Origin of the sequence: Microbacterium sp. PAMC21962, assembly GCF_019443465.1 — a bacterium.
Taxonomy (GTDB): domain Bacteria; phylum Actinomycetota; class Actinomycetes; order Actinomycetales; family Microbacteriaceae; genus Microbacterium; species Microbacterium hominis.
This window is the reverse complement of sequence record NZ_CP080381.1, coordinates 2,108,057-2,121,105: the sequence shown is the minus strand read 5'-3', so window position 1 is coordinate 2,121,105 and position 13,049 is coordinate 2,108,057. Positions and strand designations below refer to the sequence as shown.

The 13,049-nt window shown below is 74.1% G+C and carries 13 protein-coding genes and 1 riboswitch; of the genes, 9 read left to right on the top strand and 4 right to left on the bottom strand.

Translation table 11 applies throughout. From position 1 onward, the window contains the following. Nucleotides 1-56 precede the first annotated feature (56 nt). Nucleotides 57-452: a hypothetical protein gene (locus KY498_RS10165; RefSeq protein WP_082808084.1), complete on the top strand. Its 396-nt coding sequence runs from the start codon at nt 57-59 to the stop codon at nt 450-452. A gap of 6 nt (nt 453-458) precedes the next feature. Here KY498_RS10165 and KY498_RS10160 read toward each other — a convergent pair whose 3' ends face one another. After that, complete coding sequence (locus tag KY498_RS10160) at nt 459-1,283, bottom strand: ABC transporter permease subunit (RefSeq protein WP_101305410.1); 825 nt, start codon at nt 1,281-1,283, stop codon at nt 459-461. After that, entirely contained in the window at nt 1,280-2,356 is a 1,077-nt protein-coding gene (locus tag KY498_RS10155) for an ATP-binding cassette domain-containing protein (RefSeq protein WP_223848807.1), read from the bottom strand. Before KY498_RS10155 ends, KY498_RS10160 begins: the two co-directional genes overlap by 4 nt. Before the next feature lie 144 nt (nt 2,357-2,500). Here KY498_RS10155 and KY498_RS10150 point away from each other — a divergent pair, with 144 nt between their 5' ends. The 5 genes from KY498_RS10150 to KY498_RS10130 are packed head-to-tail and all read left to right on the top strand — an operon-like array spanning nt 2,501 to nt 7,488. After that, nucleotides 2,501-3,568 (top strand): enoyl-CoA hydratase/isomerase family protein, encoded by a 1,068-nt coding sequence (locus KY498_RS10150; RefSeq protein WP_191009451.1) that lies wholly within the window; start codon nt 2,501-2,503, stop codon nt 3,566-3,568. Further along, entirely contained in the window at nt 3,565-4,383 is an 819-nt protein-coding gene (locus KY498_RS10145; RefSeq protein ID WP_101307137.1) for an LssY C-terminal domain-containing protein, read from the top strand. Before KY498_RS10150 ends, KY498_RS10145 begins: the two co-directional genes overlap by 4 nt. Further along, nucleotides 4,380-4,916 (top strand): hypothetical protein, encoded by a 537-nt coding sequence (locus KY498_RS10140; protein WP_060959280.1) that lies wholly within the window; start codon nt 4,380-4,382, stop codon nt 4,914-4,916. The genes KY498_RS10145 and KY498_RS10140 overlap by 4 nt, the downstream gene beginning before the upstream one ends. Nucleotides 4,917-4,924: 8 nt before the next feature. Next, nucleotides 4,925-5,863 (top strand): nuclease-related domain-containing protein, encoded by a 939-nt coding sequence (locus KY498_RS10135; protein WP_061782392.1) that lies wholly within the window; start codon nt 4,925-4,927, stop codon nt 5,861-5,863. 29 nt (nt 5,864-5,892) lie between these two features. Continuing rightward, nucleotides 5,893-7,488, top strand: a complete 1,596-nt coding sequence (locus tag KY498_RS10130) for an SLC13 family permease (RefSeq protein ID WP_191009452.1) — start codon at nt 5,893-5,895, stop codon at nt 7,486-7,488. A 24-nt stretch (nt 7,489-7,512) separates the two neighbouring features. Here the strand turns inward: KY498_RS10130 and KY498_RS10125 are convergent, their stop codons facing one another. Further along, nucleotides 7,513-8,919, bottom strand: a complete 1,407-nt coding sequence (locus KY498_RS10125) for a D-alanyl-D-alanine carboxypeptidase (protein ID WP_223848808.1) — start codon at nt 8,917-8,919, stop codon at nt 7,513-7,515. Nucleotides 8,920-8,952: 33 nt separating this feature from the next. Beyond that, nucleotides 8,953-9,062: riboswitch (TPP riboswitch) on the top strand. On the opposite strand from KY498_RS10125, the gene KY498_RS10120 reads away from it, so the two are divergent. From KY498_RS10120 to KY498_RS10110, 3 genes are all read left to right on the top strand, one after another. Then, nucleotides 9,056-9,721, top strand: a complete 666-nt coding sequence (locus tag KY498_RS10120) for an ECF transporter S component (protein WP_060959282.1) — start codon at nt 9,056-9,058, stop codon at nt 9,719-9,721. (Overlaps the previous riboswitch by 7 nt.) 80 nt (nt 9,722-9,801) lie before the next feature. After that, nucleotides 9,802-11,211, top strand: a complete 1,410-nt coding sequence (locus KY498_RS10115) for an ABC transporter ATP-binding protein (protein WP_191009454.1) — start codon at nt 9,802-9,804, stop codon at nt 11,209-11,211. Continuing rightward, nucleotides 11,208-11,993, top strand: coding sequence for an energy-coupling factor transporter transmembrane protein EcfT (locus KY498_RS10110; protein ID WP_191009455.1), 786 nt, complete (start codon nt 11,208-11,210; stop codon nt 11,991-11,993). Before KY498_RS10115 ends, KY498_RS10110 begins: the two co-directional genes overlap by 4 nt. A gap of 15 nt (nt 11,994-12,008) precedes the next feature. Here KY498_RS10110 and KY498_RS10105 read toward each other — a convergent pair whose 3' ends face one another. Further along, the gene (locus KY498_RS10105) at nt 12,009-12,995 is read right to left on the bottom strand and encodes a sugar-binding transcriptional regulator (RefSeq protein WP_101305417.1); all 987 of its coding nucleotides are present in this window, start codon (nt 12,993-12,995) and stop codon (nt 12,009-12,011) included. Between the last annotated feature and the right edge of the window lie 54 nt (nt 12,996-13,049).

The following is a 13,049-nucleotide window of genomic DNA, read 5'->3' as shown; positions in this document are numbered from 1 at the left end:
CGGATCGTTGCCGTGCTGTGAGCATCCGCACATGGCGGCGCTGGCAGACTGATGGCATGGTGACCCTGCTGCTGGACGCGACGCAGCTCGAGGTCGTGCTGTCGGGCGTCGAACGCGCTCTGTCACGGCGATCGGAGAGCGTCCGCGTCGACCGTTCGCACATCCTGAGGGTGCAGCTGACCGACGACGCCTGGACCTGGCTGCGCGGCGTGCCCGCCCCCGGCACCCTCGTGCGCGGGACGGTCGCCATGGGCACCTGGCGTTCGGCGAGCGGGTGCGACTTCGTCGTGGTCCGCCGGCGCCGGCCCGCCGTCGTCGTCGACCTGGCGCCGGATGCCGAGTTCGAGCGGCTCGTGCTGACCACGCGCCACGGCCTCGCCCTCGTGCAGGCGTTGCGCCTGGACGGCGACGACGCCCCGGTCGACGTCGCCGAGATCGCCGACCGCGCCTGAGACGACTCAGGCGACGTCGCGCCGCCAGCTGACGAGATACCCGAGCCCGAGCAGGACGACGGCGTAGGCCAGCAGGATCAGTCCGCCGCCCCACCAGGTCAGCGTCGAGCCGGCGGCGCCGCCGATGCTCGTGTAGATGCTCGCGCCGACCAGCGCGTCGGAGGCGGCTCCCGGCAGGGCGGTCGTGACGGACGAGAGGCCGTCGACGAAGCCCGCCACCGTCCGCAGGATCGGCTCGACGAACTGCGTGAACGCCAGCACCCCGACGACGGCGGCGACCTGGTTGCGCACCAGCGTGCCCACGCCGATCCCGATCAGCGCCCAGAGGACGAACGCCACGACCATCCGCGCGATCATCGCCCAGGTCTCCCCCTCCCCGAGGCGGGTGTCGACGCCGACGAGCGCGAGCGCCCCCGCGCCGATGCCGACGGCCGCCAGGAGGGCCACCACGGCGTACAGCAGCCCCATGAGCACGCCCGCGATCACCTTGCCGCCGAGCGCGACGCCGCGCCGCGGCGTGGCGAGGAAGGTGGGGGTGAGGGTCTTGTGGCGGAACTCGTTGGTGACCAGCAGGGTGCCGATCAGCAGCGGGAAGACGTACCCGACCGAGGTGGCCAGGCTGTACACGAGCGGCGGGACGACGTCCGCGGGAAGGGCGGGCGTGTTCGTGGCGCTCGTGTCGAGCGCGCCCGTCGCGAGCGCACCGAAGGTGGCGGCGAGCCCACCGGCGGTCACGCCGACGTAGGCGAGCAGGACGGCGGCGAGGATCCACCACATCGCGGTGGTGAACTGCTTCGTCATCTCCGACCGCGTCGCGTTCACGATGCTCATCGGTGCGCCCCTTCCTCGTCGTGGCCCGGATCGTCGGAGACGTCCCCCTCGATCGGATCGTCCTCGACGGCGTGCACGTACTCCGTGTCGTCGACGGCCGGCTCCTCCCACGACTCGGCGTCGGCAGCGGGGGCGGCGGCGACGGGAGGAGCGGACACCGGAGCGGACGCGGGCGTGGATACCGCCGCGACGTCCGGTCGCGGGGCGTGCACGCGCGTGCCGTTGACGAGATCGAGGAACACCTCTTCCAGTGCAGGTCCGCGGCGGTGCAGCGCCGACAGGGCGACCCCGGCGGCGGCCGCGACGGCCCCGAGCTCGACGGGCTCGCGGCCGCGCACCGTGAAGCCGGTCCGCAGCGGCGCGTACGCGATGCCCGCGGCATCCAGGGCGCCCGCGAGCGCGGCGCGGTCCGGCGCATCGATCACCGTCGCCACGTCGTCGGGGTCGGTCAGGCCCGCGACGTCGCCCTCGTAGACCAGGCGCCCGTGGGAGATGATCAGCAGCGCCGTCACCGTCTGCTGCACCTCGGCGAGCATGTGCGAGGAGACCAGCACGGTGCGGCCCTCGGCGGCGAGCTGGGCGAGGAAGCCGCGGAGCCACTTGATGCCCTCGGGGTCGAGGCCGTTGGCGGGCTCGTCCAGCACCAGCACCCCCGGGTCGCCCAGCAGCGTGGCGGCGAGGCCGAGTCGCTGGCGCATGCCGAGCGAGAAGCCGCCGACCTTGCGTCCGGCCGCGTCGGCGAGACCCACGAGACCCAGCACCTCGTCCACGCGCGAGGCGGGGATGCCCGCCGCCTGCGCCGACACCGTCAGATGCCCGGCGGCACTGCGGCCGGGGTGGAAGCTCGACGCCTCCAGGGCGGCGCCGACCGTCTGCAGCGGGTGACGCAGCTCCGCGTAGCGGGTGCCGCCGATGGTGGCGCTTCCCGAGGTGGCGCGGACCAGGCCGAGCAGGATCCGCAGCGACGTCGTCTTGCCGGCGCCGTTCGGTCCGAGGAAACCGGTGACGCGTCCGGGCTCGACACGCGCCGAGAAGGAGTCGACCGCGCGGATCGCCCCGAATGTCTTCGTCACGTCACGGAACTCGAGGAGGTGTCCTTCGGGCATCGTCGTCCTCTCCTGGAGGCACGCGCAGTCGCGTGCCTCTTCCATCCTGCCCGATGCGCGCCCCGACGCCCGCGGAGGCGCGACGCCGACCGCGCGGGTAACGTTGCCAGCGTGAGTGACGCCGCCGAACCCACCGTGCTGGTCCGCACCGACCGCGGGGTGGGACACGTGACCCTCAACCGGCCGCGCGCCATCAACGCGCTCGATCTCGGCATGATCCAGGCGCTCTCCGCCGCGCTGGACCGCTGGCAGGACGACGCCGACATCGATCTCGTCCTGCTCGACGGGGCCGGCGAGCGCGGGCTCTGTGCGGGCGGCGACGTGCGCGGCCTGCGCGAGCAGATCCTGGCCGGGGCGGTCGCGGCCACCGCGGACTTCTTCCGGGCCGAGTACGCGCTCAACGCCCGCATCGCGGAGTACCGCAAGCCGATCGTCGTCGTCGCGGACGGCGTCACGATGGGCGGCGGCATCGGACTGGCCGGGCATGCCGCCGTGCGCGTCGTGACGGAGAGGTCGCGGCTGGCCATGCCCGAGACGCGCATCGGCTTCACCCCCGACGTCGGCGGGTCGTGGCTCCTCGCCCGCGCGCCGGGTCGCCTCGGCGAGTACCTCGCGCTGACGGGCGAGGCGATGGATGCCGCCGACGCCCTCTACGCCGGCTTCGCCGACGCGCTCGTGCCGAGCGAGCGGATCGGCGATCTGCGCGCCGCGCTCGCCGACCGCGCCGATCCGGGCACGCCGGCCGAGATCGTGCTGCTGTTCGACGAGACCCCCGGGCCGTCGCGGCTCGAGGCGGCACGCGGGTGGATCGACGAGGCGTTCTCCGCGCCCCGCGTGGCGGAGATCATCGAGCGGCTGCGCCGCCGCCCCGAGCCCGAGGCGGGGGCGACCGCCGACCTGCTCGAGGCGTCGTCGCCGACGGCGCTGACGGTGACCCTCGCCGCCGTCCGCGCGGCGCGGACGCTCCCCGACCTCCGGGCGGCCCTCGCGCAGGAGTACGGGCTCGTCCTCTGGTTCGCGAAGACCCAGCCGGATCTTCCGGAGGGCATCCGGGCGCAGCTGGTCGACAAGGACCGCGATCCGCGGTGGCACCCCGCCGCGCTCGCCGACGTCGACGACGAGCTCGCCGCGCGCGCCCTGGCCTGGCAGCCGCCCGCGCCCCTGTGGGCGGTCCCGTGAGCCGCAGCCGTGCGCAGCGACGCTGGTCGATCGGGGTCGCGATCGACCAGTTCTTCTTCGTCTTCGCGGGACTGGCCGCGATCTGGCTGGCCTACCTCGGCTTCACCGAGAGCCTCACGATCGGGTGGTGGGGCATCGTCGGGTTCATCCTCTTCTGGGTGCTGCTCGCCTACCTGGTCCTCCCGCGCCTGCACCGCATCCTGACGACCGTCTACGTCCCGGACTACTTCATCGGCCGCGCCCGTACGAGCGACGGCCTGCTCGGCGACCCGGTCAACCTCGCCTTCCTCGGCGACGGCGAGCAGATCGAGCAGGCGATGCGCGCGGCGGGCTGGACGAAGGCCGACCCCGTGACGCTGCGGTCGTCGTGGCGCATCGTGACCTCCACGCTCGCGCGCCGCAGCTACCACGAGGCCCCGGTCAGCCCTCTCTTCCTGTTCGGCCGCCAGCAGGACTTCGCCTATCAGCAGGAGGTCGACGGCAACCCCGCCCAGCGCCACCACGTGCGCTTCTGGAAGTGCCCCGACGGATGGCTGCTGCCCGGCGGGCGCCGCGTCGACTGGCTCGCGGCCGGCACCTTCGACACCTCCGTCGGGCTGTCGCTGTTCACGCTGCAGGTGACGCACCGCATCGACGCCGACACCGACGTCGAGCGCGACCACATCGTCGCCACCCTGCGCGCGGGCGAGCCGGCCGTGCACGTCGACCTCATCGCCGACTTCTCGACGGGCTACCACGCCCGCAACGGCGGCGGCGACAGCATCCGCACCGACGGCGACCTGCCCGTCGTCGACGTGCGGGCGGTGACGGCATGAGCGCGGCGGAGGGCGGCCGTCGGCAGCGCCACGAGAAGCGCCCCTCGTACGAGCCCGTCACCCGACTGCTCCAGCCCGTCGCCCACGACCCCGGCATGCGGCGGCCGGCGACCACCGTCGCGGGGGCGGGGCTCGTGCTGCTGAGCGCCCTGGTGGGGATCGTGTCGATGATCGATCTGGCCGTGCACTGGCGTGCCTACGCGGGCGAGCTGGAGCTCGATCTGGACGGGATCGAGGTGACGCCCGACGTGCTCGACGCCTCGCTCCTGCTCGTGCTCGCGGTGTTCGCGATCGGGGCGGCGATCCAGCTCGCGTGCGTGCTGCTGCTCTACCGCGGGAGCAACCTCGCCCGCGTCGCGGTCATGACCGTCGCCACCCTCTCCATCTCGGCCGCCTTCGCGAGCTGGTGGGTGCGCGACCAGGAGATCACGCTCTTCTCGACGCTGCCCGCCCTCGCGCTGGACATCCTGGTTCTGCTCGCCCTGTCGAGCCGCAGCGCCGCCGCCTACGCACGTCGCAACGAGAAGCGCTGAGGGATCACGTGTTCGACAGTCCGCTCTCCGCGTCCGCCTACGAGGTGCTCGGCGTCGCGCCGGACGTGGCCGACGACGAGCTGCGCCGGGCGTATCGGCTGCGGCTGCGCCAGACCCACCCCGACACGGGCGGCGACGCGGCGCAGTTCGTGCAGGTGCAGCGGGCCTGGGAGCTCGTCGGAAGCGCCGAGGCGCGGGCGGCGTACGACCGCGGGCACGGCTTCGGCGGGGTCGAGGCCGCCGCCTACGGCCCCGACGCCGCGGCGGACGGCGGGTGGCGGCCGCCGGCCCGCCCGGCCGACACGAGGCCGCGGGCCCGATCGTTCGGACAGCCCGGCGGCTGGCGCCGCGAGCGCTACCTCGACCTGATCCGGGAGTGGGCGGGGCGGGGCACGGCCCTCGCCGACCCCTACGACCCGGCACTCGTGCGGGCGGCGCCCCGCGAGCTCAAACGCCTCCTCGCCGACGCCCTCGCCGAGGAGGCGACCGCGCGCATCGTCGGCGAGCTCGGAATGGGCTACACGGTCTGGCACGACGTCGCCGCCGACCCCCGCGACCCGTCGCTGAAGCTGGACCACATCGTCCTCGGCCCCAGCGGCCTCTACGCCCTGCTCAGCGAGGACTTCGGGGGTCCCGTGCGTCTGCGCCGCGGCGAGCTGATCGGCGACGGCGTCGGCGCGCCGATCGCCGACCTCGTGGCGGGGGCGCGGGCGCTCGCCCGCGCGGCCCGCGTGCGGTTCAGCGGCGCGATCGTGGTGCTCCCCGACGACGACGTCGTCACTGCGATCGAGGAGATCGGCAAGGTGCGCGGACTGCCCGTGGCGGTCGTGGCCCGCTCGGCGCTGTCGACCGTGCTGCGGCGCGGCCTCACCGGCGCACGCGACATCGGCGGAAACGAGCTGTTCGACGTCCGCACCCGCCTGCAGCAGACGGTGCGGTTCGTCTGAGGCCGTGGCGTCGCGTCTAGGGTGAGGGCATGGACCCCGCCGCCTGGACCTTCCTGATCCTCGCTCTCGCGGTCGTGGCCTTCGTCAGCGGTCGCGTGCCGCTCGCCCTCGTGTCGCTGGGGGTCGCCCTGGCGCTGTGGGCGACCGGGGTGCTGACGCTGGGCGCGGCGTTCGCGGGCTTCGGCGATCCCACCGTGCTGTTCATCGCGTCGCTGTTCGTGGTGAGCGAAGCACTGGATGCCACGGGTGTCACGGCCTGGCTGGGACAGCAGGTCGTCACGCGCGCGGGCCGTGGACGCGGACGGCTGACGGCGATCATCGGCTTGCTGGCGGCCGTGCTCACCGCCTTCATCTCGATCAACGGCGCCGTCGCGGCGCTGCTGCCGGTCGTGGTGGTCGTCGCGGTGCGCGCCGGCATCGTCCCCTCCAAGCTGCTGATCCCGCTCGCGTTCGCCGCGAGCGCGGGGTCGCTGCTGACCCTCACCGGAACGCCCGTCAACATCGTCGTCAGCGAGGCGGCGGCCGCCGCCGGCGGTCGGGAGTTCGGCTTCTTCGAGTTCGCGCTCGCCGGCATCCCGCTCGTCCTGCTGACCGTCGCGGTCGTCGCGCTCGGCGGCGGCCGGCTGTTGCCGGAGCGGACGGCGGAGCGGCTGGGCGAGGTGGCGCCGGACCCGCGGGAGCACGCGCAGGCGCTCCGCGCGAGCTACGACGTCGACCTCGACACCGGGTTGCTGTTCAGCGCACGCGAGGGCGTCGCCGAAGTGCTGGTCGCGCCGCGATCGCGACTGATCGGACGTACGGTGTCGGCGGGCATGACGACCCGCGGCGAGGACCTCGTGATCCTCGCCGTCCGCCGCGGTGACGACGAGGGCCCCAACGCGTCGCGGGGCACGGGAGTGGCCGGCGCGCTCGTGCTCCAGGCCGGCGACGCCCTGCTCGTGCAGGGACCCTGGGCCGCGCTGACCCGCTACGCCCAGTCGCCGGACGTGATCGCGGTGACCCCGCCCCAGGATCTGCAGCGTGCCGTGCCGCTCGGCCGCGGCGCCAAGCGCGCGATCGGCGTCCTCGGGGCGATGGTCGTGCTCCTCGCGACGGGGCTCGTGCCGGCGGTGGTCGCCGGACTGCTCGCGGCGGGAGCCCTCGTGCTGCTGCGGGTGCTGACGGTGCCGCAGACCTACCGCGCGATCTCGTGGACGACCGTCATCCTCATCGCGGGGATGATCCCGCTGTCGTCGGCGTTCATCACGACGGGGGCGGCGGACATCGTCGCCGACGCCGTGCTGGGCGTCATCGGCTCGGGCTCACCGCAGCTCGCCCTGCTGGTGCTGTGCGTGCTGACGATGGTGCTGGGTCAGTTCATCTCGAACGTCGCCACGGTGCTCGTCGTGCTCCCGATCGCGGTCGCCATCGCCCAGACGCTCGGCGCCAGCGTGCAGCCGTTCATGATGGCGCTGACGGTGGCCGGCGCCGCCGCGTTCCTCACGCCCGTGGCGACTCCGGCCAACCTGATGGTGATGCAGCCGGGCGGCTACCGGTTCGGCGACTACGGCAAGCTCGGCCTGCCGCTGATGGCGGTGTACCTCCTCGTCGCCGTGGTGTACGTGCCGCTGGTCTGGCCGTTCTAGCGCCGCCGCGTCGCGGCCCGCGGCTCAGTCGGCCAGACCCCACAGCTGCAGCGGGTGGGTCAGACGCCACCACGCGTCCGGATCGGGGATGTCGGCGGTGAGGTGCACGCCGACGGTCGCCGCGTCCAGCGGTCCCGTCACCCGCACCTCGCCGACGGCCGCGTCGGCGGTGCGCGCCGCGCCCAGATCGAGGTCCGTCGTCACGGTGGATGCCGCGCCGTTCCACAGGATCACCGCCGCGTCGGCATCCGTCACGATGTTCGCCGTCGCCCCCCACGCGGTCGACACGACGCCCGCGAGGGTGCCGGCCGGCAGGGTGCGCGGCACGGCGACCTCGGCGGCCACGTCGGCCAGCAGGCGCGCCGTCTCCTGGTCGCGGGCCTCGTCGGACGACTGGCCGAGCGCGGTCGCGTAGACGCGCACGGTCACCGCGCCGACGGTGACGTCCTTCGCCGCCAGCAGGTTGTAGAACCCCGCGAGGCTGCCGGTCTTGAGACCGACCACGGCCGGGTCGGCGAGCAGGTCGTTGGTGTTGGTGACCTCGCCTGCCCCGGGAAGCTCGACCGTCCGGGTGCGGACGATCTCCGCCACGACCGGGTGGGCCAGCGCGATCCGCGCGAGCGCGATGAGCGCGGCCGGATCGGCGGCGTTCGCGGGATCGATCCCGGTGGGCTCGGCCAGGGTGATCCCGGGCAGCCCGTGGCGGTCGAGCCACGCGCGCGCGGCGGTCGAGAAGACCTCGTCGGTCGGCCAGATCGTGCCGGCGAGGCGATCGGTGTAGTTGCCCGCCGAGCCGATGAGGATGCCCTGGAGCATCTGATACTCCGTGAGCGAGCCGCCGACGGGCACGTCGAGGGCGGACTCGTCGTTGGCCAGATAGTCGTAGTAGGTGGAGCGGTCGCGCGAGGTGAACGCGAACTCCCGCCCCTGCTCCCCGACGTTCAGCGGCATCTCGTCCAGGATCATCAGCACCGTCACGAGCTTCGAGATGCTCGCCATCGAGACCGCCGCATCGCTGGAGGCGGCCACCGCGTCGATGCCCCCGACCCCGACGGCGCCGGCCCCCTCCGTCGGCCACGCCACGGCGGTCGCCGGCGAGGCGGGACCGTCCGGGTCGATCGCGCGCACCGTCGGCGTGACGGCCCAGAGCGGCCAGAGCAGGGTCGCCGCGGCGTACGCGCCCGCGACGGCGATGGTGGTGAGGATCGGCGCGATCACCCCCGCCCGCAGGGGCGATCGCCGCGGCCGCCTCGTGAGCAGGTCGGGTGCGGGCGCGGTGTTCGCGACGGCGAGCGTCCCCGTCACGGTCGTGTCGTCGAGCCAGCCGAGCGCCTGACGTCCGTCGCGGCCCCGCACGATGACGATGTCGGTCGGTGCGGTGGACTCGCGCAGCGCGCGTCGCGACGGCGGGGGCGCGTCGTCCGAGGTCACCCGCCCAACGTACCCGGTCGCCGCTATACTCGAGCGCACAACCACGGGAGTCCGGTGAGCCGGGCTGAGAGGAAGCGATCCACGCTTCGACCGTCGAACCTGATCCGGATCATGCCGGCGCAGGGAGGAGAGAAACATGCACGCGTCTGCGTCCCCGTCCACCGTCTCGTCGGATGCCGCGGCATCCCGTTCCGCCGCGCGCACCGGCCGCCTGCGCTGGCGCGTCGTCGACATCGTCGTCGCCAGCGTCATCGGTGTGGCCGCCGGTGTCGTCTTCTGGCTGTGGGGCCAGGCGTGGACGCCGCTGAGCAGCATCCTCGCGTTCGCTCCGGGGCTGGAGGGGCTGCTGTCCGGCGGGTGGCTGTTCGCCGGTGTGCTCGGTGGTCTCATCATCCGCAAGCCCGGCGCCGCGCTGTACACCGAGGTCGTCGCCGCGGTGGTGTCGATGGCCGTCGGCACGCAGTGGGGCTTCCTCACGCTGGTCTGGGGCGTCGTGCAGGGCATCGGCGCCGAGCTCGGGTTCGCGCTGTTCGCGTACGCGAACTATCGCCTGATCGCGGCGCTCACCTCGGGCGCCCTCGCCGGCCTCGCCGTGGCCCTCCTCGACACCAACTTCTCCTCGATCGCCGCCTACGAGTTCGGGCCGCGAGCGATCTACTTCGGTGCCGCCGTCGTCTCCGGCATCCTCGTCGCGGGTCTGGTGTCGTGGCTCATCGCCCGTGCCCTGGCCGCCACGGGCGCGCTGGACCGGTTCGCGGCGGGTCGAGAGGCACGTATCGCGGACGCGCCCGACGCGGCGTGAGCCCGGCCTCGCTCGCGGCGCCCGCGGCGGTCAGCGCACGAGGGTGGGGCTGGCGTCACGCCGGCCGTCGGCGCTGGGCCGTGTCGGAGCTCGACCTCGACATCGAGCCGGGCCAGCACGTCCTGCTCCTCGGCGCGAGCGGCTCGGGCAAGTCGACGCTGCTGCGCGGGCTGGCCGGCGTGCTGGGCGATGCGGAGGACGGTGAGGATGCCGGTGCGCTCCTGATCGACGGCCACGCGCCCGCCGCGGTGCGCGGACGGGCGGGCCTGGTGCTCCAGGATCCCGATGCGCAGGTCGTGCTCGCCCGGGTGGGCGACGACGTCGCCTTCGCGTGCGAGAACCTCGGCGTCCCCGCCGACGAGATCTGGCGGCGGGTCGACGAGGCCCTCCGCGCCGTCGGCCTCGACGTGCCGCGCGACCACCCGACCGCCGCCCTCTCCGGCGGACAGAAGCAGCGGCTCGCGCTCGCCGGCGCCCTCGCGATGCGACCCGGACTGCTGCTGCTGGACGAGCCGACGGCGAACCTCGACCCGGCCGGGGCCGTCGCCGTGCGCGACGCGGTCGTCGAGGCGGCGTCGCGGACGGGCGCCACGCTCGTCGTCGTGGAGCACCGCGTCGCGCTGTGGGCCGAGCACATCGACCGCGTCGTGGTGCTCGGATCCGACGGCGGGGTGCTCGCGGACGGGAGCGCCGAGCGCGTCTTCGGCGCGCACGGCGCGGCCTTGACCGAGGCGGGCGTCTGGGTGCCGGACGTCCCCGTCGCGATCGACCCCCGGCCGCGCACGGGCACGGGGGAGGTCCTGCTGAGCGCCGACGCCGTCGCGGTGGGCCGGCGCCCGTTCGGCGAGCGGATGCCGCGGATCGTCGCGGCCGGCATCGACGCCCGGCTGCGGGCCGGGCGGGCCCTGGCGATCACCGGGGCGAACGGGGCCGGGAAGTCGACGTTCGCGATGACCCTGGCGGGGCTCGTGCCCCCGGCATCCGGGACCGTGCGCGCGAGCGCCTCGCTCGCGGCCGGCACGGGGCGCGGCGACGCGCCCGTGCGCTGGCGCGCCCGCGATCTGCTGACCCGCATCGGCACGGTGTTCCAGGAGCCCGAGCATCAGCTGCTGACCACGCGTGTGCGCGACGAGCTGGCGGTGGGCCCCCGTGCCCTCGGGCTCTCCGCGTCCGAGGTCGCCGCGCGCGTGGAGCCGCTGCTCGAACGGCTGCGGCTGACCCGTCTCGCCGAGGTCAACCCGTTCACGCTCTCCGGCGGCGAGAAGCGGCGGCTCACGGTGGCCGCGACCCTCGCGAGCAGACCCCGCGTGCTGCTGCTGGACGAGCCCACCTACGGACAGGACGCCCGCACGTGGCGCGAGCTCGCCGATCTCGTCGACGAGCTGAGGGCGGCCGGCTCGGCGATCGCGTTCGTCTCCCACGACCCCGCGCTCGTGTCCGCGCTCGCCGACGAGACCCTGACCGTCGCCCGCCTCGGGAGCGGCGCATGAGCCTGTTCTCGCTCGACGTGGCGCGCAGTCCCCTGGGGCGCATCAACCCGGTGACCAAGCTCGCCGCGACCCTCGTGGTGACCATGACGCTGCTGCTGTCGATCGACCCGGTCTCGGCGGGCGTCACCCTCGCGGCGACCGTCGCGCTGCTGCCGCTGGCGCGGTTGCGGGCGCGGCAGCTGCTGCTGCGGCTGTGGCCGATCGCCGCGGCGGCGGCCATCGGCGCGGCGGCGACCGTGCTGTACGGCCGCGTGTCGGGTCAGGTGTACCTCGAGTGGGGGCTCGTGCGCATCAGCGACGGCTCGATCGCGCTGTCGCTGGCGATCCTGCTGCGCGTCCTCGCGATCGCGGTGCCGAGCGTCGTGCTGTTCGCCACGACCGATCCGACCGACCTCGCCGACGGGCTCGCCCAGATCGTGCGCCTGCCGCCGCGGTTCGTGCTGGGGGCGCTCGCGGGCCTGCGGATGGTCGGCCTCCTGATCGACGACTGGCGGGAGCTGTCGATGGCCGGTCGCGCCCGCGGCGTCGCCGACGACGGCCGCATCCGCCGCTTCCTGAGCCAGGCCTTCGCCCTGTTCGTCCTCGCCGTGCGCCGCGGCACCAAGCTCGCGACGGCCATGGAGGCCCGCGGGTTCGGCGCCGACACGGCCCGCACGTGGGCGCGCCCGTCGCGGATGTCGGGAGCCGACGCCGTCCTGCTGCTGATCGCCGTGGCGATCGCCGCGGCATCCGTCACCGCGGCCGTGCTCGCGGGGACCTGGGTCTTCGTCTTCAGCCTCTAGCCCGTCGCCGCGGAGTCAGCCGCGGCCCGCGGTATGCGGCAGCTCCACGATGCGGCGGGCGAGCGCCTCCTCCACGACGAGCTCCGTGATCAGGCCCGCCGCGAGCGCCCCGCGCAGCGCATCGAGCTTCGACAGGCTCGACACGGCGCACAGGCGGCGCGGGATGCGGCGGATCACGTCGAAGCCGGGACCGCTCGAGCGGTCGTTGAGCTCGATCCCCGAGGTCGATCCGTCCAGGCGGTAGAAGACCGTCGCGCAGTCGCCGACCACCCCGTCGCGCAGGAGCATCCGCAGATCCTCGCCCGTGAGGTAACCGCCCGCATAGACGTGCGAGGGCACGTCGGCCTGCGGTGAGCCGAGGCCGAAGACGAACACCTGCACCCGCGCCTGCGCCTCGACGACGCGACGGATCGCGCGCTCCCGCCAGAGCAGCTGCTTGGTGTGGGGGTCGTCGAACAGCGCCGGCACCGAGAACTGCTGCACGTCGCTGCCGAACGCCTGGCCGAACCGCTCCAGGATGGCGCCGGAGTAGCTGATGCCCGACGTCGACTCGTTGGCCGCGCCGTTCATCTGCACGATCTGGGACTCCTGCAGCCGCTTGGTGGGGAGGTGGCGGGCGATCGCCGAGACGGTGGCGCCCCACGCGATGCCGATGCTCGTCTGCGGGTCGAGGGTGGTCGACAGCACGTGCGCCGCGGTGCGCGCCGTGCGCTCGAGGCGCTCGGCGTCGGTCGAACGGGGCGGGGTGCTGACGACGTGGACGGAGATGCCGAAGCGCTCGCCGAGGCGGCGGGCGACCACGCTGTTGGCCTCCTGGGGCGAGTGCACCGTGATCTCCACGAGCCCGATCTCGCGCGCGTGCGCGAGCAGGCGCGACACCGACGATCGCGACAGCTTCATCTCCGCGGCGATCTGCTCCATCGTCCGGTCCTGCACGTAGTAGAGCTGCGCCGCGTGGAGGGCGTCGCGCGCCCGCGCCTCGGGATCGATCTCGCCGGTCACGTGTCCTCCTCGTCGTGCACATCCGTGCACAGCACGCCTCGCGGTGCACGTATG